The organism is Longimonas sp. (genome assembly GCF_046498435.1).
Lineage (GTDB): Bacteria > Bacteroidota > Rhodothermia > Rhodothermales > Salinibacteraceae > Longimonas.
The window spans coordinates 1-22603 of sequence record NZ_JAWOAR010000264.1; the positions used below are offsets into that span (position 1 = coordinate 1).

At 60.8% G+C, this 22603-nt stretch carries 14 protein-coding genes and 1 pseudogene; 8 read left to right on the plus strand and 7 right to left on the minus strand.

Annotated elements, in window-relative coordinates; all coding sequences use genetic code 11:
- The 3 genes from R6U20_RS10270 to uvrB all read right to left on the minus strand — a co-directional run.
- Window positions 1–1231: transketolase family protein (locus tag R6U20_RS10270; RefSeq protein ID WP_410337766.1), on the minus strand; the 1231-nt coding region annotated here is incomplete at its 3' end.
- Between the two features lie 178 nt (window positions 1232–1409).
- Complete coding sequence (locus R6U20_RS10275) at window positions 1410–2621, minus strand: thioredoxin domain-containing protein (RefSeq protein ID WP_410337767.1); 1212 nt, start codon at window positions 2619–2621, stop codon at window positions 1410–1412.
- Between the two features lie 156 nt (window positions 2622–2777).
- Window positions 2778–5426, minus strand: a complete 2649-nt coding sequence (gene uvrB, locus R6U20_RS10280) for an excinuclease ABC subunit UvrB (protein WP_410337778.1) — start codon at window positions 5424–5426, stop codon at window positions 2778–2780.
- A 610-nt stretch (window positions 5427–6036) separates the two neighbouring features.
- Between uvrB and R6U20_RS10285 the strand changes: the two genes are divergently transcribed.
- Window positions 6037–6696, plus strand: a complete 660-nt coding sequence (locus R6U20_RS10285; RefSeq protein ID WP_410337768.1) for a CIA30 family protein — start codon at window positions 6037–6039, stop codon at window positions 6694–6696.
- A 239-nt stretch (window positions 6697–6935) separates the two neighbouring features.
- Here R6U20_RS10285 and R6U20_RS10290 read toward each other — a convergent pair whose 3' ends face one another.
- Window positions 6936–8981 carry a S9 family peptidase gene (locus tag R6U20_RS10290; protein WP_410337769.1) on the minus strand — a complete coding sequence of 682 codons (2046 nt, stop codon included), beginning with the start codon at window positions 8979–8981 and terminating at the stop codon, window positions 6936–6938.
- A gap of 390 nt (window positions 8982–9371) precedes the next feature.
- On the opposite strand from R6U20_RS10290, the gene R6U20_RS10295 reads away from it, so the two are divergent.
- Entirely contained in the window at window positions 9372–11810 is a 2439-nt protein-coding gene (locus R6U20_RS10295) for a TonB-dependent receptor domain-containing protein (protein WP_410337770.1), read from the plus strand.
- A gap of 633 nt (window positions 11811–12443) precedes the next feature.
- Here the strand turns inward: R6U20_RS10295 and rpsU are convergent.
- Window positions 12444–12650, minus strand: coding sequence for a 30S ribosomal protein S21 (rpsU, locus tag R6U20_RS10300; protein WP_098063297.1), 207 nt, complete (start codon window positions 12648–12650; stop codon window positions 12444–12446).
- Window positions 12651–12801: 151 nt separating this feature from the next.
- Between rpsU and rdgB the strand changes: the two genes are divergently transcribed.
- Window positions 12802–13410 carry an RdgB/HAM1 family non-canonical purine NTP pyrophosphatase gene (gene rdgB / locus R6U20_RS10305; RefSeq protein ID WP_410337771.1) on the plus strand — a complete coding sequence of 203 codons (609 nt, stop codon included), beginning with the start codon at window positions 12802–12804 and terminating at the stop codon, window positions 13408–13410.
- A gap of 57 nt (window positions 13411–13467) precedes the next feature.
- The gene (gene dtd / locus R6U20_RS10310) at window positions 13468–13923 is read left to right on the plus strand and encodes a D-aminoacyl-tRNA deacylase (RefSeq protein WP_410337772.1); all 456 of its coding nucleotides are present in this window, start codon (window positions 13468–13470) and stop codon (window positions 13921–13923) included.
- Between the two features lie 9 nt (window positions 13924–13932).
- On the opposite strand, the gene R6U20_RS10315 is transcribed toward dtd, so the two are convergent.
- Together R6U20_RS10315 and R6U20_RS10320 are read right to left on the minus strand one after the other, a co-directional pair.
- A complete protein-coding gene (locus R6U20_RS10315; protein WP_410337773.1) occupies window positions 13933–14877 on the minus strand; it encodes a DUF4249 family protein in 945 nt (314 codons plus the stop codon).
- Window positions 14878–14996: 119 nt separating this feature from the next.
- Entirely contained in the window at window positions 14997–17321 is a 2325-nt protein-coding gene (locus tag R6U20_RS10320) for a TonB-dependent receptor (protein ID WP_410337774.1), read from the minus strand.
- Window positions 17322–17658: 337 nt separating this feature from the next.
- Between R6U20_RS10320 and R6U20_RS10325 the strand changes: the two genes are divergently transcribed.
- The 4 genes and pseudogenes from R6U20_RS10325 to R6U20_RS10340 all read left to right on the plus strand — a co-directional run bounded on the left by R6U20_RS10325 (window position 17659) and on the right by R6U20_RS10340 (window position 22377).
- Window positions 17659–19203, plus strand: a complete 1545-nt coding sequence (locus tag R6U20_RS10325; protein ID WP_410337775.1) for a hydroxymethylglutaryl-CoA reductase — start codon at window positions 17659–17661, stop codon at window positions 19201–19203.
- Window positions 19204–19697: 494 nt separating this feature from the next.
- Window positions 19698–20675, plus strand: a complete 978-nt coding sequence (locus tag R6U20_RS10330) for a TIGR00341 family protein (RefSeq protein ID WP_410337776.1) — start codon at window positions 19698–19700, stop codon at window positions 20673–20675.
- A gap of 104 nt (window positions 20676–20779) precedes the next feature.
- On the plus strand, window positions 20780–21583 hold the full coding sequence (locus tag R6U20_RS10335; RefSeq protein ID WP_410337777.1) for a biotin--[acetyl-CoA-carboxylase] ligase: 804 nt from the start codon (window positions 20780–20782) through the stop codon (window positions 21581–21583).
- Window positions 21584–21594: 11 nt separating this feature from the next.
- A pseudogene (locus R6U20_RS10340) lies at window positions 21595–22377 on the plus strand (type III pantothenate kinase).
- The last annotated feature ends 226 nt before the right edge of the window (window positions 22378–22603 follow it).

The window sequence follows — 22603 nt, forward strand, 5'->3', positions numbered from 1 at the left end:
CCTGCATGTCGGCCTGGCCGTCTACGTGCGTTTTGTTGGAGCCGGTAAGATCTGCCGAGCCGCCCACAAGGTGCGGGCCCATCTCATCAACCAGATGATCGAGCACCGTACCGCTGGCGGCGCGGGTGGCACGCGAGGTGCCCGTTTCAAAGGTCGGCAGCACCGCATCCCAATCGGTGGGCAGCGTGCCGTTCATCCAGCGCTCAAATGTGGCCGCCTGGTCCGGATGCGCCGCTTCGTACGTATCGTAGAGCGCGTCCCACTGCGCGTGAGCTTCTTGGCCCGTTTCAACGGCCTCGCGCATGTGCGTGGCGACCTCGTCGGGCACGTGGAACGCCGGTGCATCCGACGGCCAGCCGAGGGCTTCTTTGGTGCGGGCAATTTCTTCCTCACCCAGCGGCGCACCGTGGGCGGAAGCGGTGTCTTGCTTGTTGGGACTCCCGTAGCCGATGTTGGTGTGCACGCAGAGCAGCGACGGACGCCGCGTCTCGCTCTTGGCCACGCGAATCGCCTGGTCAATCGCCCGCAGGTCGTTGCCGTCCTCCACCGTGTGCACGTGCCAGCCCATCGCCTCAAAGCGCTGCGGCACGTTCTCCGTAAACGCAATATCCGTCGAGCCGTCGATCGAGATTTCGTTGTCGTCGTACAGATAGATGAGCCGCCCCAGCCCCTGATGGCCGGCAAACGACGCCGCCTCCGACGAAATGCCCTCCATCAGGTCGCCATCCGACACAATGCCGTACGTGTAGTGGTCCACCAGCGGGTGCTCCTCGGTGTTGAAGTGCGCCGCCAGATAGCGCTCGGCCATCGCCATGCCCACGCCCGTGGCAAAGCCCTGCCCCAGCGGACCCGTGGTCGTCTCCACGCCCGGCGTCAGGTGCGCCTCGGGGTGGCCCGGCGTTTTGCTGCCCCACTGCCGAAAGTTCTTGATCTCATCGAGCGGCAGGTCGTAGCCTGTCAGGTGCAAGAGCGCATAGAGCAGCATCGAGCCGTGGCCCGCCGACAGTACAAAGCGGTCGCGGTCGGCCCAACCCGGGTCGCTCGGATCGTGCTTCAGGTGGCGCGTCCACAGCACATACGCCATGGCCGCCGCCCCCATCGGCATTCCCGGATGGCCGCTCTCGGCCTGCTGCACAGCATCCATGGCCAGACAGCGGATGGTATTGATAGATTGGCGATCAAGCTCAGACGGCTCAATAAGCGGTTCGGTTGACACAGAAGCGGTGGGCATAAGACGTTATTAAAACAGAGGGATACGAAAGGTAAGATGCTTGAACGGAGGTCAGGGCGCAGATACATGCGCTGTGCTACTCCCAAAGAGGGTCGCGCAGGAACAGGCTCCCGGCAGCAGCCCCGTGCGATGATTCCGGGCGCACAGGGCCGTGCTGGTCTGCGCTACGACGCACTCGTTACGACGCATCAGTATTGGCCTCATAGGCGGCGTCGATGAACGCACCGAAGCATTCCGGCGAGCGCGACTGCGGCGCCACAAAGTGTCCGTTGATGAGAACGGACGGCGTGCTCGACACGCCCGCGGCAACACCCTGCTGCCGCTGATGCATAATGCGCTGACGGTGGCGATCTTCCTCCAGGTGCGTCGACACCAGGTCGGGATCCATATCAATGCGCTCGGCAATGGCACGCAACTGCTCCTCCGACAAGCCCTCACGGCGCTGGTTATCGTACTGCATATCGAGCATCTCATAGAACTTGTCCGCTTCAGCCGCAGCGTACAGCGCCTGAATCTGAGGAATGGAAAACTCCCAGAGGGGAAATGGCTTCGGTACGAAGCGCGCACGATCCCCATTTTCCTCCTTCACGACCTCCATCACGCTGTGCATGTCGGCACAGTGCGGGCAGTTCGGATCAAAGAACTCCACAACCGTCACCGGTGCATCAGGGTTGCCATCAATCGGGTCATCATCGCGCACGAAGTCTTGCCAGTTTTGCACGGGCTGCTTTTCCGCATCAAACTGGCACTCATCGGGCACATCTACCGTGTCGCTGGCAAAGGCAGCAGGCAGGTGCGAAGCGGGCGCCTGCTGGGTAAAGTACGCCACATCGGCCCCTGCAAACAGGAGCGCCGCAACAACGAGCGCCCCTAAGAGCTTGTATTCCGAACGGCGTGAAGTATCAGACATAGCGGGCGAAGACGATGATGAGGAAGAAAGTAATGGGAATGCAGTGAGTCCGGCCAGCGTGGTAACGAGCGCGGCCGAGGTCAGGCAGAGTGCGCACAAGGCATCGAGTTCGACAAACTGTACGTACATCAGATAGCCGGTGTAAAGCACCCCCGTGCCTATCAGACCTGCACGCAGCTTAGCCATCGTGGGGCGCTGCATCCGGGTGGCTCGCACCACTAAAAAGGTAAGCACCGCTACAGCAGCATAGAAAAGCAGGCCCCACACAACATTTGAGAGCCCCAGGAACGTACCCGCCTCGCTGCCTACAACAGAAGCACAGTCAAACGCAGATGCGCTGCCGTCGCCCAGTCCCAGACAGCCACGGTCAAACCCGCGCTGCTCTTGCAGCCCCAGATGTCCAGCAACAAGCAGGCCAAGCAAGGCCACACCAAAAGTGATTCGTTCCAACCACGGACGATATGTATTCCAGGTAGACATAACAGCAGTGTAATTACAGAGGGCACAGCACCGGGAGACGCTACCGAAGCCGGGCTTATTGGTTTCTTTTCCGTAACGAACTGCCACTCGTTGGGTTGCCTGGTGCCATCCACCCTGAAAGCGGTTTTGCCAGGGCTTGATGCTGGCCGTCGGGCCTCACTCCTCCAACTGTGCCTTGAGTTCCTGGATGCTATCACGTAGTTCGGCAGCGCGCTCAAAGTCGAGATCCTCGGCGGCCTCTTCCATTTCGGTTTTCATCTGCTCGATGAGATCCTCCTTCTGATCGTCGGTCAGGTACTTCACGACCGGGTCCGAGACCGTGCTCGTAAGCTGCTCGGGACTCCCGTAGTGCTTGCGGTTCGAGGGCTCGCGGTCGTCGCGTTTCTTCTCATCGGCGATGGCCGTGCCACGGTGAATCTCGTCGACCGACTTCGTGATCGGTTCGGGCGTGATGTCGTGCTCTTCGTTGTACTCCAGTTGAATCTGTCGGCGGCGCTCGGTTTCGTCGATCATGCGCTGCATGGAGCCGGTAATCTCATCGGCGTAGAGAATCACCTGCCCGTCCACGTTGCGGGCTGCGCGCCCAGCGGTCTGGATGAGTGAGGTTTCGCTGCGCAGGAAGCCCTCCTTATCCGCATCCAGAATGGCCACGAGGCTCACTTCGGGCAGATCGAGCCCCTCGCGCAAGAGGTTCACGCCCACAAGCACATCGTACTCGCCCAGGCGCAGCCCGCGGATGATGTCGACCCGCTCCAGCGCATCCAGGTCCGAGTGCATCCAACGCACGCGCACGCCGTTGCTGTCAAGGTAGTCGGCCAGATCCTCGGTCATGCGCTTTGTGAGGGTCGTCACCAGCACACGCTCGTTCTTTTCGCTGCGCTTGCGAATCTCTTCGAGCAGGTCGTCGATCTGCGTATCGGTCGGACGAATGTCGATTTCGGGGTCGGGAATGCCGGTGGGGCGCACCACCTGATCCACAAACACGCCGCCGCTCTGCTCCAGCTCATAATCGCTCGGCGTAGCGCTCATGTAGATGACCTGATCGTGCATCTCCTCAAACTCCTCGAACGTGAGCGGACGGTTATCCAGCGCCGAGGGCAGCCGAAAGCCGTGCTCCACCAGCTTCAGCTTGCGGGCGCGGTCGCCGTTATACATGGCGCGCACCTGCGGAATGGTGACGTGGCTCTCGTCCATCACCAGCAAGAAATCGTCGGGGAAGTAGTCGAGCAGGCAGTACGGACGCTCGCCCGGCTTGCGGTCGGTCAAGTGACGGCTGTAGTTCTCGATGCCCGAGCAGTAGCCGACCTCCTGCATCATCTCCAGATCGAACATAGTGCGCTGCTCCAGGCGCTGCGCCTCCACCATCTTGCCCTCTTCGCGCAGCACCGCGAGTCGCCAGCGCAACTCCTCCTTAATGCTATCAATAGCGGATGCGAGGCGATCTTCGGGCGTCACAAAAATCTGCGCCGGATAGAGCGTCAGATGCTCGTCCAGCGCATTGACCTCGGTCCCGTCGGTCGGATCAATCAGACTGATGCGATCAATCTCATCCCCCCAGAACTCGATGCGGAAGGCGCGGTCTTCGAAGTAGGCGGGGAAGATGTCCACCACATCGCCGCGCACACGGAAGGTGCCCGGCTGAAATTCGATGTCGTTGCGGCTGTAGAAGAGATCCACGAAGCGGCGCAGCAGCACATCGCGTTCTACCTCCATGCCCGGCGCCAGTTGGATGATCTCCTTGCGGAACTCATCGGGTGAGCCGAGTCCGTAGATGCACGACACGCTTGCCACCACGATCACATCACTGCGTCCCGAGATCAACTCGCTCGTCGCCCGCAGCCGCAGCCGCTCAATGCGGTCGTTGATGGCCACGTCTTTCTCGATGTAGGTATCGCTCGGGACGATGTAGGACTCGGGCTGATAGTAGTCGTAGTACGAGATGAAGTACTCGACGGCGTTGTTGGGGAAAAACTGCTTGAGCTCGCCATAGAGCTGCGCCGCGAGCGTCTTGTTGTGGCTCATCACCAGCGTGGGCCGGTTCGCCTCTTCGATGACGTTTGCAATGGTGAACGTGTTGTGTACAAACATACCTCCCTGGCCTGCCAAAAAGGTCTCGGGCCCCGGCACGCTCAGATCATACACGTACGGATGGTCATAATCTACGGCTTCGACAGAGGCGATGGGGGTCCAGCGCACAGCATTCGAGGGATGCGGAGCGCCATCGCCACGCGCAGAATCGACCGCTGTTTGATACGCCGCTGCTGCTGTTGCACGTGCACCAGTTTTACTATCGGCAACCCGTTCTTTCTTTGGAGCCTCTCCCCCTTGACCAAGGGGGAGATGTCGATAGACAGAGGGGGTTCGACCGACAGGGTTCTCGGCTTTGCTCTGCCCCACATCCATGCGCGATCCTCGGGCCCCTGTGGGAAGGCGCTCCGGTATCGGAAGCAGATCGGTATCGCGTGCCTCCGCCGTCTCAATGAGCTGCGGCTCTCCATCGCGCAGCACCCACAAGTTATGGTCACCGGTCATGGTCGCGGTGCGCCCACACAATGTCGTTACGCGATACATAGTGTCGGGCGCTTCGTGACGAATGGCTGCTCGCACAGGGTGATGGGCAACCGCTCCAGTGTCAGGATCGAAGGCGAGCGTTGAACACGCGTCTTCCGGCAGCACCACCTCCTCGGTCTTGGAGGGGGCATGATAGTGCGTGATGCCACGCTTTTCGATCTGAGCATCTACGAAGGCTCCGATGGATTCAACACGCGGTATTCGTTCTTTTCCGTCATGCGGAGCCACGTACACAGGATCATCATACCCGAGGCTTTTCCCCGTACCCGTGCCGCCAAGCAGCGTCTGATGACGATCGCCCCGCTTCAGGCCGTCGTTGAGTTCTTTGATGGCCTGGGGCTGGTCGCCCATCGGGGTGAACTCGGAGACGAGGTCGAACTGGTTGTTGACGTCTTGCAGCGGCGCTGAGGGCGCATCCGGCGGCAGGTCGGGCAGGGAGGGATGCGAGGGCGCGTCGTTGGGCGTGGACATACGGCAATACAGCAATAGAGTGCAAGCAGCTACAGCTTATTCAAACTGAATAGACCGACACAGAGATTCACGCCCTGCCAGTGCCCGACGGGTTTGCTACATTTGTTAGATAGCATTTGGAGTTGATTCGACACGTGACAGTCGAGTTATCGCCAAACTGGGGGCATAAAGGCAACGATCATCAGAATAAAGCGCCTGAAGAAGAACAAACGAGCAAGTGGTCGCCACAAGGATTTGGATAATCTGGAGCATTTGTCGTAGCACCGCCAAAACCGATGAAGGGAAACCACCAAGGGGGAACGACGAAGGGCCGTATAAGCCGCTGCGTATTCCAGACTCCACACGTTCAAGAGTGTCCCATTTTTTTCGACCTATGTCTCGTCTTCTCGTCCTTGTCATCGCCACCACGGCTCTCATCCCCACACATGGCAACAACAGACCGGCTCCTGCCGAGGCGATCGACACCGAAATAATGGGCTCCGAGGCAACGGATGCCGGCCTGACAGACGGTCCTGTTAGCCCCATGTCTTCTTCTGAGCCCATGGTGCTCTTCGACTTCGACGGCGCCGATACCGCCCAGTGGAGCATCGAGAACGACGGCGTGATGGGCGGGCGCTCAGAGGGCTTTGTCGAGGTCGCAGGTGGCACGCTCGTATTCACCGGAGAGGTGGTCACCGAGGGCGGCGGGTTCTCGTCGGTCCGCGCGGCACTACAGACAGACATTTCGAGCTACGACGGAATCGAACTCCGCGTCCGCGGCGGCGGGCGCACGTTTGAGCTTGATGTCGACGACGGGACCGAAAGCCGGGGTCGTGAGGTGAATCGGCGTGGCCCGGTCCCAACAAGCAACTCATGGGAGACCGTCCGCGTCCCCTTCGCCTCACTGGAGGCGAGCGCACACGGCGAGCCTGTGAGGGTCGACCCGCTCGACCGCTCAGCCGTGAAGTCGATCGGGGTTTACATCATAGATGGGCAGGATGGCCCGTTTCGGCTTGAAGTGGACTGGATACGCGCGTACCGCGAGGCAGAATGAGCGGCGCATCTCGAATTCACAGGCTGCCGGACGACGACCTCTCCGAGATGCAGCCCCTGATGCCCCCCGGGCGGACCGCACCCGTGAGCGGTTTGACATTTTGAAGGCGACTGGAGTTGCCCCGCATATCTGTAGACAATGAGGGCTCCCCCAACAACAAACCCCCACCGCATGCACGGATGCACACGGTGGGGCTGGATACCAGGGAGCAAATGCTCCTTTGTCTGCGGTTGAGCGGCTTATTCCGCGTCCTCAACCGACACTGCACCTTCCGGAAGCGGCGCGCGGCTGTCGCCGTTCAGGTAGGTGTCGAACCAGCGCATCATGCGCAGGGTGTAGTCGAGCTGCGCGGTGGAGCGCCCGTAGCCGTGGCCCTCGTTCGGGTACGTCACCATGCGCAGCGGCACGTCGGGGCGGCGCACTTTGATGTGACGGTACAGCTCCATCGACTGCGCCGGGTGCACGCGCGTGTCCTCTTCGCCGTGAGCGATGAGCAGCGGCGTGTTCGCTTGTCCGGCATGGTAGATCGGGCTGCGCTTCAGCATATCCATCCAGCTATTCCAGATGCGATTCCGCGAATGCACCAGGAACAACTCTTCGGGGATGTCGCTCGTGCCCCACTTTGAGAGGTTGTTGCTGATGCCCACGTTCATGACACCGGCGGCAAAGCGCTCGGTGTAGTAGGTGCTCATCCACGCGGTGGCATAGCCGCCGTACGAGCCGCCGGTCACGCCCACGCGGTCGGGATCGGCAATGCCTTCATCGATCAGGAAGTCGACGCCGTCTACGATATCGTCAAACTCGCGTCCGGCCAGGTCGGCCTGACTGCTGTACGTGAAGTCGATACCGCGTCCTGTACTGCCGCGATAGTTCGGATAGAACACCGCAAAGCCCTGGGCGGCGCCCATCTGTCCGGGATCGGCATAGCGCGTGAGCCATCCGTTGCTGTAGTGCGCTTCGGGACCGCCGTGGACCACGGTAATGACCGGCACCTGCGTGCCCGGCTCGTAGTCGACCGGCAGAATGAGCAGGCCGTCGATGTCGAACTGGCCGTCGGCAGCGGTGTAGTTGACCACGCGCTGCTCGCCCATCTCAATGTCCTCAAGCTCGGGGTTCGAGGTGGTCATGCGCTCCGGGGTATCAGCCTCTGCATCCAGCCAGAATACTTCAGGGGGATGCTCAGGGGTGTGCGCGGTGAAAGCCACCTCGCCGTCCTCCGTGGGCGCAAAGCCCGTCATGATGGGACCGCCCAGATCCACACGGCGATTGAAATCGCTTCCATCGGGGGCAATGGTGCCAAACGAGGTTTCGACGCTCTCGCTGGCCAGGAAGTGAATGGTGTCGTCGTCCGTCCACGCAATCTGTTCGAACTTGCCCTCAAACTCCGGGAAGATATTTTCGGGCGTGGCGTCGTCTTCGGCATCCACAACCATAATGCGCCCGTCGGTGGGATCGTGCAGGTCGTGCCCGGCGCGCAGAGCCAGTTGGTCGCCGCTCGGGCTCCACTCGATCTGTCCGATTTTGCCTTCGTTGTCAATGTCGGCCACCACGTTGCCCGATTCGGCATCGACAATCACAACGCTCTGTGCCATGTAGAAGTCATCCACCTCGGGCGAAGGCGCTACAGTGACGGCCAGCTGATCGCCGCTCGGGCTCCAGTTCATCAGGTGGGCGGTACCCTCCACGTTCAGTGGCTCGGCCTCGGCCTCCGCTGTTACGTCTACCATGTAGGGCAGGCGGTTCGGGCGGTTTTCTTCGTAGAGATTGGGTTCGTAGGGAAGCTCCGCTTCGGGGACATCGAGCGCTTCAGGCGCAGAGAACACAATGCGGTCGCCGTCGGGGGCCCACTCGTAAGCAACCATGGACCGGTCGAAGGCATAAAGCTGCTCCATCTCACCCGTCTCCGGATCTATTTCGTAGAGCGCGCGGCCCTCGTCATCGTCAGTCGCCGTCAGAAAGGTCAGTGTGCCGTGCTCGGGCCGAAACGTAATGTTGCCGACCGAGCCTTCGGTATAGAGCGCCTCTTCCTCGCCCGTGTCGGTGTCGAGAACGAAGAGGTGGCTATCGTCCGATGCGTTGTCTTCGCGAGGATCGACCGGCTGCGTACGGGTGAAGGCGATGAAGTCCCCCTCCGCATCCACAGTTGTGTTACTCACCGATTGTAGCATGGCCTCCTGCATGGGCGTAAGCCCCTGGGCGATGCCTGGCGTAGGCGCGCTCCACAGGCCGACCAGCACCAGTGCCAGCAACAGCCGAAGTGGTATTCGTATCGTGGGGTGTATCATGGGAATCGAGAAAATCAGACCAACAGAATAGGCGATGGTATAGCGCGTGGCTGGGCTCGTATCGACCGTTCAGCGCACGCTCATCTCCTCCTATCGCTGGCCCGATGCCCCGTTCCACTTGACACAACAACCCGCCGCATCCCCCGAGGGCATTCTGCAATGAAGGGCTGACTGTTACCATCTCGTTGGGTCCGGTGGGTCTGTGACAGATACACGCATCTCGTTATATGCCCCTCATCTTTTGTGCACTCGTCTCCATGCATAGTAACAGCAATGATATCAACCTAAAATAGCTACTCACGACTACAACGCTGCGCCGAGTCTAACGCTGCGCCGAGTCTAACGCTGCGCCGAGTCTTGTTTACCACCAAACCAGTTCACATTGCCTGTATGCTACGTCTTGTACGCCATGTATTGCTTATCGGATACGCCTGCTGCGCGGTCGTCATCGGCTGGGGAGCTGTATCGGAGGCCCATGCCCAGGACCCGGCCATTACCGGGCAGATTCTTGACGCAGAAACGGAAGAGCCGCTGGCCGGAGCTACGGTTGCCCTATGGAAGGAAACCGAGACGGATTCTACCATGGTAACCGGCGATGCCACCAGCCCCGAGGGCACGTTCACCATCGAACCCTCTGAGGCCGGGCCGTTTACGCTGCGTATTAGTTTTGTGGGATACGAGAGTCAGCGGGTGGAAGACGTACCTGCTCAGTCGCCCCCGCATGATGTGGGCACCATCCGGCTGGCTCCCGAGCCTACACAGGTCGACGAGGTGGAGGTAACCGCCGAACGCCCCACCGCCGAAATCGAGACCGACCGCACTACCTACAACACATCCGACCGAGCCGTGAGCGCGGGCGGCTCTGCGCGTACGGTACTGGGCACGCTGCCCTCTATTCAGGTCGACATCGACGGCAGCATCAGCCTGCGCGGCAACGAGAGCGTAACGCTCCAGATTAACGGGGAGCCCGCATCGCTTGAAGGCGAAAGCCTCGTCAGCTACTTACAGAGCATTCCCGCTGATGCAGTGGAGCGCGTGGAGGTCATTCCGAATCCGTCGGCCCGATACGAGCCCGAGGGCATGGCCGGTATCATCAACATCGTGCTAAGCCGCGATCTGGATGCAGGCTGGAACGGGGGCTTTATGGTGGCGGGGGGCCGCGATAACAACGCTGATGTGGGCGGCAACGCGTCGGCCAATGTGGGCTACCAGCGCGGTGGGTTCAACGTGCTGGCGAGTTACTCCATCCGCCGCGATCGCGAAGAGGACAACGATGCCCGGCTCTTGGAGCAGTTTAACGACAGCGGGTCCAATCGGTGGACCGACCAGGCCGCAACCGAACGAGAACGCGACCGCTCGCAGTCGCTCAACACCCAGCTTGGCTATCGGTTTTCGGATCGCACCTCGCTCGACCTGGAAACCTCGCTCAGTCTACGCCACGATAGCGAAGATGGACGCACGCGCTACGCCGAATATCTGGGCAGCACCAACACGTCGGATCTGCAAGACCAGTATGTGCGCCTAACGGACGTTACCGACACCGACGAGAGCATCGACGGACGCCTTACGTTCAACCACGAGTTTGCCGACGACCACACGCTGCGGTCGCAGATGCGCTACGATCGCGATTTTGAAACAGAAGACGGCGTTTATACGACCTATGGCATCGAAAACGGAACTCGCCTCGATACACCCCGCGGGCGCGAACTCGATGTTGTGAATGAGGATGAGCAAGACGGTACGCTCGAAATCGATTACACGCGTCCGATGGGTGCGCTCGACCTGGAGATGGAAACTGGCTACAAGGGCACGCTGCGCCGCCTCGATAGCGACCAAACCTTCGATGATAATGAAACGCTCTTCACCTTCGACGAGATCATCCATGCCGGGTACGGTATCCTACGCCGCGGCTTGGGCGACTTTGAGTTGGAAACGGGTCTGCGTGCCGAAACTGTAAACACCGACTTTAACCTGAGCAGCGAGGAGGAGCGCACTGAGCAATCGTACGTGAGCTTTTACCCAAGCGTATTCCTGTCGTACAGCCCCAACGAACGGCAGCAGGCGCGCATCTCATACAGCAAGCGGGTCGACCGGCCTAACCTGTGGGACATCAATCCGCTCGATGATAACGAGGACCCCACGTTCCGCAACGAAGGTAATCCGGGACTTGACCCTGAGTACATCCACTCGTTTGAGCTTACCGGCACGCAACGCTGGGATTTTGGCTCGGTTACAGCCACGCCATACGTGCGTCACACGGTCAATGAAATCGAGGACGTGACGCGCGAGGAGACCACCGACGACGGACGCTCGGTTATCGTCCGACGTGCGGAAAACCTGTCGTCGAGCACCTCGTACGGAGCCGAGTTTGTCGTCACGTTCAACTACGGCCCTACCGAGGGTACGCTAAGCAGTAATGTGTACCGCGCGGTGACCGATGGCTCGAACCTGACCACCGACCGCAGCCAGGATGCGATCTTGTTTTCGGGACGTGCAAACCTGCGTGCCGAACTGCGTGACGGATTGCAGGCCGAGATCAATCAGTTCTACCGCCCCGGCCGCGACATTCCGCCCGAGGGCCGCATCGATGCGTTCTCAAGTACGGAAGTAGCCCTGCAACAGTCGCTCTTTTCAGGAAATGGGAGCCTCACGCTCCGCGTCGACGACCTATTCAATGATACAAACGTCGGCATCTGGTACCGCGACGACGATGTCTACCAGCAGTCAAACTTTGAGTGGGGACGCCGCGAGGTTACGCTGAGCTTTCAGTATACCTTTGGCTCGGGCGACAATGACGGCGGCCCGGACGGCGGCGGACGGCGGCGCTAACGGTTTGGGCAGCGTGTCATACCAAATCCGATTGCTGCATTACGGAGAGGACATACGCAGTTGCGGCTCCCCCGTCATCTCCTCACGGGGCTCCGTACGTGTTTAGCGATTTGTAGCCCGAGACGCGTGCAGTTCCGATAGCATTCGGCTCATAGGGCGCCGGGGACGCAAGCGGTACCGACAGGGGTCGGCACAGGTTACCCGGCTATGGGATTCCCTTAGCCCGGGATCATTGAAGCCCGCTAAACAGATACGCTGTCGGAAGGATATTCCGGGCGGTTATGGAACCGAGTTAACAGATACGTCTTTCGGCCTCGTGTCGGGATGGACGGGTAGTTGAAAGGGTCGGCTGGACGTTTTTCTCGGTCCCCTTTCGATCCTTCCATACACCAACGACGCATACGGAGTTAGCATCAATGGTCGGCAGCGTAGTCTCAACATAAAAAAGCAGCATCCCATATGGGTATGCTGCATGGCGTGTTGTCACACGCAGTACGGAAAGCAAAACGGGGCCGTGCCAGCGGGGGCTTGCGCGGTACGAAAGGCACCGCTGTGCCGCCCGCTGTATGGATGACCCGACTGGTTGCGCAGGACAACGACCACACGTTGATGCACAACCGCTTGTCTCTTGTCTTACAAGCGCTTCTTGCGATCGCCGCGGTTACGGTGCCGACGGCGGCGCGCCTTTTTCTCCTTCAGCCGCTTCTCTTCAGACGGCTTCAGGTACGACATATTCTGGCGGTACTCCCGCAGCACACGGCTCCGGTTGACCTGACGGCGAAACCGTTTCAGAGCGCGATCGATAGACTCGTTGTTGCGTACTTTTACACCTACAGCCAAAGTAGATCCCTCGTTATTCCTGTCTGATTATTGTGCGATGCTTGATGGGGCGTACGGACCTGTATAGTCCGTCCATCCATTCGTAACGAGCCCTCTATACGGGTGTTTCTGTGTTCGCATTCCGATTTCTGCCCCCGTTCCCGCATTCATCATGGCTTCGTCCCCCACACTGGTTCTTGCGACCCACAATTCGGGCAAGGTTGCCGAGTTTCGTACGCTACTGCAGGCGCTTCCGCTTACCCTGCGTACGCTGGATGCATGGCCGGAGGCGCCCGAGGTGGAGGAAGATGCCAACACGCTGCGCGGCAATGCGCTCAAGAAAGCGCGCGCCATCCACGACCACACCGGTCACGCGGCCCTGGCCGACGATACCGGGCTTGAGGTGGCGGCCCTCAACGGGCGTCCCGGCGTGCACACCGCACGCTTTGCCGGGCCCAATGCTACAGACGCCGAAAACATTGCGCACCTGCTTGGCGCGCTGGAGGAGGCCGACACACGGGCTGCGCAGTTCCGCACCGTCATTGCGCTCGTTACACCGGAGCGCACGCACTGCGTGGAAGGCATCTGCACAGGCACGATTGCCGAGACGCCCCGTGGCACTGGCGGGTTTGGGTACGACCCGGTGTTCGTCCCCGACGGACATACATCCTCATTTGCAGAGATGGAGGCCGACGCCAAAAACGCGATCAGTCACCGCCGACGTGCCCTCGATGCGCTCCAATCGGTGCTGGATGCGGAGTTCGAGGCGTTCTTTGCGTAGCCTGCGGCATTTCCTCCGCATCCCCAAACGACTCTTTTCTCATCTGCCTAAGCTCCTATGATTGCTCTTGTTCAGCGCGTCTCTGAAGCCTCTGTTCGTGTGGAGGGCAACACCGTTGGCGCAATCGACGCTGGCCTGCTCATCCTGCTGGGCGTGCACAAAAACGACACCCAAACGCAGGCGAGCGACCTGGCGCACCAGTGCGCGCACCTGCGCATCTTTTCGGATGACGACGGACGCATGAACCATGCGCTGCTCGATACCGGCGGCGCGGCGCTCGTCGTGCCCCAGTTTACGCTCTGCGGCGATACCAGCAGCGGTCACCGCCCGTCGTTTACCGATGCCGCCCCGCCCGACCGCGCCAGGGCGCTCTACCAGCACTTCGTGGCCGACCTGTCGGAGGTGCTCGGCCAGCCCGTACCCACGGGCGAGTTTGGCGCGATGATGGAGGTAGCCCTCGTCAACGACGGCCCCGTCACGTTCTGGCTCAACGAACCCGGCCCCGAAGACTGACGGCGGCGCTCAAAATCCGGATGGGCGCTCAATCGTGATGGTGGCCCCGGCGCGTGAGAGGCTGCCAAAGATGCCGGTGCCGCCCTCCACGCGGTCAATCACGTTGGGGATTTCGCCCGGCGCAAGGCCGCCTTGCTGGGCGTCTTGCGTGCGTATGAGATCGTAGTAGTTTTCGTCGGGCGCGTTGATGGTGACGCGATTGCTACCGTAGAACGCAAACCCGATCCACGGCACATCGAGCGTGATGGTGCCGTCGTCGTTAAAGGTAAACGAGTCTTCGTTGATGAGCGGCGAGGACCCGCGCTTGAACTCGGAAATCTGCTCTTCTTCAGGGTCGTACGCATCAGCATAGAAGGGCGTAAGCTCTTCGGCAAGCTCTTCTTCGCTCAGCGATTCAAAGTCGAGCTGCGACGTTATCGCGAAGGCGTATGTGTTAGACCGGTCGGTACGTTGCGCCGGGCGAATGGTGAACTGCGGCTGCTCGGGGCCCTGATACACGACATCGGTATTTGCTACATCGAGCACGGTAATCGTGTCGGGAACGGTAGTTTCGGCCTGCACGGCGGTGCCGTCTGAGGTTTGCACGTCGAGCCGGTAGCGGGTACGGGGGGATACGGAGAGCGACGTATCAACCGGCCGGTATACGCCCGGCGTTGTTTCTTCGTAGGGATACGTAGCTTCCACCTCGTCTGCCGAGGAGAGACGCTGAATGACCACATCGGCTCCGCGCACTGCGGCGTCTTCGGGCGCGAACCGCTCGGTGGCGGGCACGGACTTCGTCAGCCGCACCTGCGGGAGCGGTTCTTCGGCAATGAGATAGGCCTCTACAACCACTTCCGACTCAGGGTCGGTGGATACGGTGTCGCATCCCCCCAACAGCATGAGCACAGTTAACGTGCTTGTAAGAAACCCGGCCAGGAGGTACGAGCGCCGTGATGTACAGGTAGCATTCATGGGCAGCAGGCTATGCGGGATACGTTGGGCGATGCAGAGAGACGAACGGCGGACCGTTCGCCGCAGAGGATTGTTCTCGGCGGGACGCTATCGTTCATTTCAGAGGACGCTTTAACGCGCTAAAACGTAAGTGTGAGGGCGATATTGGGCAGCGGCACGGGAATTTGCGGCACAGTGTTGCGCGTGACCGTGCCGTCGTCTTCAAACTCGAACAGGTAAAACCAGATGTTTTCGCGGGCATACGCGTTGATCAGTTGAAACTGAAGCTCCATATCCGCCCAGCCGAAGAAGCGCCCGGTGCGCTGCACGCCCACGTCCAGGCGGTGATAAGCGGGGAGCCGGTCGCCGTTGAACGGGCTTACGAGCACGTCGCGAGTGGAGATGTCGGATTGCAATGGGTCGTCTTGCAGGCTGTAGCGGAACTCGGGGTTGGTGTAGGGCTGCCCGGTGGCGTAGTTGAACGTGGCCGTGGCGCGCCAGCGATCCGCAAAGGGGTAGTTGAGCACAATGTTCAGGTCGTGTGTGCGGTCGTACTTGGGCACGTAGAAGTTGGGGGAGCCGTTGGCAGCTACGTTAACATCCGGAAACTTGCGCTCGGTGCGACTGAGCGTGTACGCGGCAAACCCAGTGATGGCCCCCTCGTTGCGGCGCACGGTCCACTCGTTGCCGAAGGCATAGCCGCTGCCAAAGCGGAAGGTTTCGGCGTAGGGCAGCCCCGCCACATCCGGCAGAAACGGATCTTGTTCGAACAGATCGCGCATGGTGCGCACGTAAGCCTCCGACTCTACCTCCCAGCCGCCGTCCCACTCGGTCTGCACGCCCGCGGTCCACTGATCGCCAAAGGCGGGCGGCACGCCCTCGTCGGTCATGAGCCAGGAGTCGAAGCCGGTAAAGAGCTCGCTGGATTCGAGCGTCAGGAACTGGTAGTAGCGTCCGTACGCGGCTTGCAGGCGCACGTCGGGCGTCAGGTCGTAGGCGATGGAGAGGCGTGGGGCCAGGCGCCAGAAATTGCCCTGGTCGAAGTAGCTGCCCCGGAGTCCGCCCCGAATGCGCCAGGCATCGGTGGGGCGGTACGTATCCTGCACAAAGAGCGACGCGTACCCACTGCGAATGCGGCGCTGGAACGACTCGCTGCCGTCGAAGGTGTTGCGTAGATTGAACGACAACGCCCCGCCCCACACCCCTGCTTTAAACGCGTGCTTGGGGGAGGGCGTGTACTCGACGTCGGCCTTGACAGAGAGGTCAGTGACCTCGTTGGTCTGCGTGAAGCGCGTGCCCGCAATAGTAGCAATGGGCGTGCTCTTGTAACGCGAGGCGGTGGCCGTCACCGAAGAAAACACCTGCGAGGAGAACAGGCGCGTCCAGTTGGCGCTGAGCGTGCGGTTGCCGTACGCAATGTCGAACTGGCCATCATCCAAGAACTCCAGGTCGAGCTGGTCTTGTCCGCCATAGACCGAGAGCGAAATGCGGTCGTCGTCGGTGAGGCGGTAGTTGGCTTTGGCGTTAATATCGTAGAAGTAGAAGCGGTCGGGGATGCCCTCGACATCAGCGCTGCGTAACACAGCGAGCAGCGGCTCCAGCGTAGAGCGACGCGCCGCCACCATGTAGGACCCGCGCGCAGTTTCCGTATCTTCGTCGCGGTTGATGGGTCCTTCCACGTACGCCCGCGCGGCCAGCAGTCCCGCACTCAGCCCGCCTTTGGTTTCGCGGCGGTTGCCATCTTTGTTGTAGATATCGACCACGCTGCCAATGCGCCCGCCGTACTCTGCCGGAAACGCCCCCTTGTAAAGCTGCACGTCTTTAATCGCGTCTGGGTTGAACGTAGAGAAGAAGCCAAAGAAGTGCGACGGGTTGTAGACGGTCGTCTGATCAAGCAGAATTAGGGTTTGGTCGGGACTGCCGCCGCGGATGTAGAGTCCGCTCGAAAAGTCGCTGGCGGCTTTGATGCCCGGCAGGTACTGCAATGATCGGAAGACATCGGGCTCCAGTACCGCCGGAAGCTCTTGAATCAAATCTGTAGATACGCGCTCCACCCCGAGGTCGCGCTCTTCGTCGTCGTTCTCATCGCGCACGATGACTTCGTCGAGCGTTACGCCATCGGGCGGCAGTTCCAGGTCGAGGCGGCGGTCTTCGCCGGGGTCGAGCGTGACGGTAGCGGTGGTGCGCTGATAGCCAATGTAGGAGGCGGCCACGGTGTACGTGCCGGGCTCCAATCCGCTCAGAGTGTAGAACCCCGAGTTGTTAGTGGCGGCGCCGCGCTCGGCCTCTTCAACCAGCACATTTGCACCCAGCAGCGTTTCGCCCGTGGTGGCATCGCGCACGTGTCCGCTGAGGGTGGCCGTGTCTTGTGCAGTGGCTGTGGGAGCCGACAGGAGAATCGCCAGGGCAAGCAGCACGCCAATGCTCCAGCCCCACCGGTGCTCATTCAATGCTCCATACACCATGTACATCTGTGGTTCTATCTATACAATGCGATACAATGTGGCTGCGCTATGCTTCAGCCCTGTGCTTCAACGAAAGCATGTTCAGGTCCCTCACACCCGACGGTGCGCTCTGGGGTCTTGTTACAGCGCAAACGTGAAGATGCCGACAGGCAACCGGCGATATCCGATTGTTATTTCTTTAAACTTTTTCCGATACTATGGGGTGGCGTTCAACCCCGTTTGCTGTTATTCTGCAAACAGTTTCGCAGTCCAACCCGCTTGCCGCGTCTGCGCCCCGTGCCTGCTCCTTCTATTGAGTATTCTATTGAGTACGTTATCTAAACCAAAGCCTTTGCCTATGCTTATTCCCAGCGCGCTTCTCAAGAAGCTGTACACGTTCGGCAGCCTCGAAAACACCGATCAGGGGGTGCAATTCGGGATCAAGAACCGATTGCAGGATGCCACGCTTAATGAACTAAAACATGTGGCTATTGACGGGACGAAGGTACCGCTTTCAGATGTGCACCTGCACCTGGGCGATGGCACAACTATCGACGCCACCGCGCTGGAAGACAGCACCGCCATCGACTTTCCGCTGAGGCGCACGCTCTCGGTGGTCTGCAACAGGGAGGCGCTGGATGTCGGCAAGCACGAAATTTCCATCGCGTTTCAGAGCAAACCCTTTGGCACGCTCGATTTTACCGTTGAGGATGCGATTAGCACAGGCGACGAGACGCTGCTTCGCATCCCCCGAGACGAGGACGACGATTATTCTGACGGGGCCATTGCCGAACGGCAGGAGTTTATCCGCTCGTTCACGGGCACCAATCCCGAGCACAGCTTTCAGCCCTCGTTCGATCCGCACGCTACGCAGGGCAATGTCGAGCACTTTGTGGGCGTGTCGCAGGTGCCGCTGGGCATTGCCGGCCCCCTGAATGTGAACGGCGAGCATGCACAGGGCGAGTTCCTGATTCCCATGGCCACCTCCGAGGGCACGCTCGTGGCCTCCTACAATCGCGGCATCAAGGTGGTGAACCTGAGCGGCGGCGTAAAATCGACTGTGGTGAACGACTGCATGCAGCGCGCCCCGGTGTTTGTGTTTTCGGATGCACGGGAGGCCCGCGAATTTCGCGACTGGGTCGACAACCACATGGCCGATGTGCGCCGCGAAGCGGAATCAACGTCCAGCGTGGCGAAGCTGCTCTACATCGACACGTACCTGTCGAATAACTTTGCGTATCTGCGCTTCAACTACCGCACGGGCGATGCCGCTGGGCAGAACATGGTGGGCCGCGCTACCTTTGCCGCGTGCGGTTGGATCATCGACCAGTACCCCGATCCGATTGAGCACTTCTACCTTGAATCGAACTTTGCTACCGACAAGAAAGCCTCGCAGGTGAATGTGATGCGCACGCGCGGAAAGCGTGTAACCGCCGAAGCGATTATTGACCGCTCGGTGCTGGAGCAGCACATGCGGGTGGATCCGGAGAGCCTGCACTACCACTGGAACGTGTCCACGATTGGGGCTTTCCTCTCGGGCGCAAACAACAACGGCGCGCACTCGCCCAACGCCATTACCGCCATGTTTATTGCCACCGGACAAGACGTCGCCAACGTGTCCGAGTCGTCGGCGGGCGTGCTGTACACCGACGTAACCGATGACGGCGACCTGAAAATCTCGCTCACGATCCCGTCACTCATCGTGGCCACGTACGGCGGCGGCACCGGGCTGCCCACGCAGCGCGAATGCCTGGAGATGCTCGGCTGCTATGGCAAAGGTAAGGTGCTCAAGTTCGCTGAAATTGTAGCCGCCGTGGCCCTGGCAGGCGAACTCTCGCTGGGCGCGGCGATCTCGTCGTCGGACTGGGTGTCGAGCCACGAATCCTACGGACGCAACCGATAGGTTCGCTCCTCCAGTTTCTCTTTCGTGTAGCCGCTATCGTTATGGGGAGTGCAGTGAAGCATCTCAGGTCACGCGGGCGGAGGATCTGCTCCGGGGATGCGAGATGCGGTGCTCCAGTGTTAGGATGCTCTCATGAAGTCCCCCTCAGAGGAGGGGGATTTAGGGGGAGGGATTCCATGCGCTCCAATGACCTAAACAATCACGTGTGACAGAGCACTACTGCTGTGTCAATCCTCATTTTGATAGTTGCTCTGCAATCATACTCCCACGAAGCCTGTCATGGTGAGCGCAGTCGAACCATCTCCTTGGCGTTCAGAAGATACGGCGGGACAGAGGCCCTGCCAACCTTGGGGGAGATCTTTATTCACTGCGTTCATCAGTCGCTTCGCTCGTGTCAGGACTCCTACCGACGGCTTGTGACCCAACCATTGACCTGTGACAGCACAATAGGCTTGCTCCTCCAGTTTCTCTTTCGGCTTTCTTGGTGATGCGCGATGGCGCTGCAACAGATTGATGTCTATCTTCCCGCAACGCAAGATACTATGGGCCGCCTGGGCGATGACGTATCGCTCGTAGACCGCCACACCCTGTCTACTGCCCGCGGACAGGTGCTGGAACGCCTCCTGGTAGACAGCACAAACACCGAGCAGGTGCTGGAACGCCTGCAGAAGCAGATGGGCCACACCGACGACTTTCGCATCGTGGTGTCGCCCGTAGGCGCTACGCTGCCCCGTCCCGAAACCGATGAAGAGGACGAGTCGGACAACGGCACCGACCGCATCAGCCGCGAGGAGCTCTACCAGGACATGAGCGATTCGGTGCAGATGAAGAGCGTCTACTTTGCGCTCGTGGCGCTCTCGGTCGTTGTGGCCGCCGGGGGCATGCTGCGCAACAATACCGCTGTGGTCATTGGAGCCATGGTCATTGCTCCGCTCATTGGCCCCAACATCGCTTTGGGGCTCGGCACCACGCTGGCCGACCGCGACCTCATTCTGAAGAGCCTGAAGACGAACTTGAGCGGTTTGCTCTCGGGCCTCGTGCTGGCTTTTGGCATGGGCCTGGTGCTGCCCGTTGACCCCACGCTGACGGAGATCTCGCTGCGCACCGCCATTGGCCTCCCCGATGTGGCGCTCGCCGTGGCTGCCGGGGTGGCCGGAGCCCTGGCCGTAACGCGGGGGCTCTCCACCGCCATTGTCGGCGTCATGGTGGCCGTAGCCCTCGTGCCACCGCTCGTAGCGGTGGGGCTGCTACTTGGGAGTGGCGACTGGGATCTGGCCTATCAGGCGGGACTGCTGCTCATTACCAACGTGGCAGGCGTAAACCTGGCAGCGGTGCTCACCTTTCTGGTCATGGGCGTGCGCCCCATGTCATGGTATAAGGCTGAACAGGCCAAAAAGGCCACCCGCTGGGCCCTTCTACTTTGGACGCTCGTGCTGGCGGTGCTTGCTACCGCCATCTGGCTGGCAGCGTAGCGGTTCTGCACACAACAGCGCACTGGCCGTCTTACTAGCGACGCCGCAACGCAGCGGCGCTGTGTCGCGGCTACCCCCAACCTTGAACTCGAACCTCGCTTCTCATGCCTACCCCAACCCTTCCAGATGCCATTGCCAACGCCCTCGCCACCACCCGAATGGGCACGCCCCTGCGCTATCGCAAAACCGTAGGCTCCACCAACGCCGAAGCTGCCGCCTGGGCCCGCAAGGGCGCGCCCGAAGGCGCCGTGGTGCTGGCCGAACAGCAGACCGAAGGGCGCGGACGCCACGGGCGCTCCTGGCTTGCCCCGCCGCATCAGGCGCTCACCGGCTCCATCGTGCTACGTCCTGATCTACCGCCCGATCTGCTGTCGCTCATTCCTCTGGCTGCCAGCCTGGCCGTCGTCGATGCAATTACGGCCTACGCCCTGCCGCAGCCGCCCCGCATCAAATGGCCCAACGATGTGCTCATTAACGGACGCAAATGCTGCGGCATGCTGCTCGAAACAGCCACGCGCGGCGCGCCTCCCCACGAGAACGCGTTCGTGGTGCTGGGCATTGGGCTAAACGTCAACCAGACCGACTTTCCCGCCGAGGTGAACGCGACCTCACTTCGCCTTGCAACCGGGCAGTCCGTGCCGCGGGGGCCGCTCTGGGCCGCTCTGATGCAGCATCTCGAACGCCGCTACGACGCCCTGCACACGCCCCCCGAACGCACGGCCCTGCGCACCGCCTACGCCGAGCGCATGCTCCACCGCGGCCAGTCGATTACCCTGCACACGCCCGGCACCGCCACCACGCACACAGGCACCGTGCGCGGCATCACCAAGACCGGCGCGCTGCGGCTCGACACCCCCGGCGGACCAATGTCGTTTCACGCGGGCGAAGTCACCACCCGTTCCGCATAGCTCCCCCCGCCATGTCCGCCTCCTATCTCATTCTCGACATCGGCAACAGCGCTGTAAAGTGGGGGCACTTTTCCGCCTCCGGTACGCTTACCCACACCGGACGCCTCGCGCTTTCTCCGTCTTTGGGGGATGCGAAGGCATGGCGCACGGCCCTCCAAGCAGATGCAATTCCATCGGCCCATCGCGTGGGTATTGTGTCGGTGGTGCCGCAGGCCACACAGCATGCTCAACTGGCTATTGAGGCGCAGTTTGCACGTCCCGCCCAGGTGCTGCGTGTGGAAGGCGCACTGCCCTTCGCCATGCGTTACGACACGCCGCACACCCTCGGCACCGACCGGCTGGCCGCCGCCGCTGCCGCGTGGTACGCCCACGGGCAAGCAAGCTCCGGCAGCGTGCTCGCCATCGACGCAGGCACCGCGCTCACCATCGAAGTAATTGACGACGAACCCGCGTACTGAGGCGGCGTCATTGCGCCCGGACTGCGCCTGCTGCGCGATGCGCTGGCTACCGGCGGCGCGCAACTGCCTTCGGTGGATCTGACCGCACCACCGCATCCCATTGGCACCTCGACCGAGTACGCCTTGCAGAGCGGCATCGTGCACGGCTTTGCTGCCATGGCTTCGGGACTCGTCGAACGGCTGGCGAATACTCTTTCCGATGTGCCCCACATCGCACTCACCGGCGGTGCCGCCTCGCTCCTCCACGACGCATTGCCGCATGTCGACACGCACGACCCGCATCTGGTGCTACGCGGCGCGTATCAGCTCCTGCGGTATCGGGCGCAGCACGGATGAATGCACACATTGCAAAACCGCGGCATGAACTTGTACCGCACGTAAAAAGAAGTGATTTTATCGACTTCGAAGAGGACTTTCTTCCACAAGTGCAAACACGCCAACATGCAGTAGCAGAAATAGACTCGTACGTGATAACGACTCGTACCCGTCTTGAATGTTTAATCCGAACCAGATTCCACATTCATTTTCGTATAGAAACCACCATTCATGTGCCGCCAGTGCC

What these genes read in the sequence shown, in the direction of transcription:
- R6U20_RS10325 (WP_410337775.1), top strand. Translation starts at nt 17,659, where the DNA reads ATGCTTATTCCCAGCGCGCTTCTCAAGAAGCTGTACACGTTCGGCAGC.
- rdgB (WP_410337771.1), top strand. Translation starts at nt 12,802, where the DNA reads ATGGCTTCGTCCCCCACACTGGTTCTTGCGACCCACAATTCGGGCAAG.
- R6U20_RS10295 (WP_410337770.1), top strand. Translation starts at nt 9,372, where the DNA reads ATGCTACGTCTTGTACGCCATGTATTGCTTATCGGATACGCCTGCTGC.
- R6U20_RS10320 (WP_410337774.1), bottom strand. Translation starts at nt 17,321, where the DNA reads ATGGTGTATGGAGCATTGAATGAGCACCGGTGGGGCTGGAGCATTGGC.
- dtd (WP_410337772.1), top strand. Translation starts at nt 13,468, where the DNA reads ATGATTGCTCTTGTTCAGCGCGTCTCTGAAGCCTCTGTTCGTGTGGAG.
- R6U20_RS10275 (WP_410337767.1), bottom strand. Translation starts at nt 2,621, where the DNA reads ATGTCTACCTGGAATACATATCGTCCGTGGTTGGAACGAATCACTTTT.
- R6U20_RS10290 (WP_410337769.1), bottom strand. Translation starts at nt 8,981, where the DNA reads ATGATACACCCCACGATACGAATACCACTTCGGCTGTTGCTGGCACTG.
- R6U20_RS10335 (WP_410337777.1), top strand. Translation starts at nt 20,780, where the DNA reads ATGCCTACCCCAACCCTTCCAGATGCCATTGCCAACGCCCTCGCCACC.
- R6U20_RS10285 (WP_410337768.1), top strand. Translation starts at nt 6,037, where the DNA reads ATGTCTCGTCTTCTCGTCCTTGTCATCGCCACCACGGCTCTCATCCCC.
- R6U20_RS10330 (WP_410337776.1), top strand. Translation starts at nt 19,698, where the DNA reads ATGGCGCTGCAACAGATTGATGTCTATCTTCCCGCAACGCAAGATACT.
- R6U20_RS10315 (WP_410337773.1), bottom strand. Translation starts at nt 14,877, where the DNA reads ATGAATGCTACCTGTACATCACGGCGCTCGTACCTCCTGGCCGGGTTT.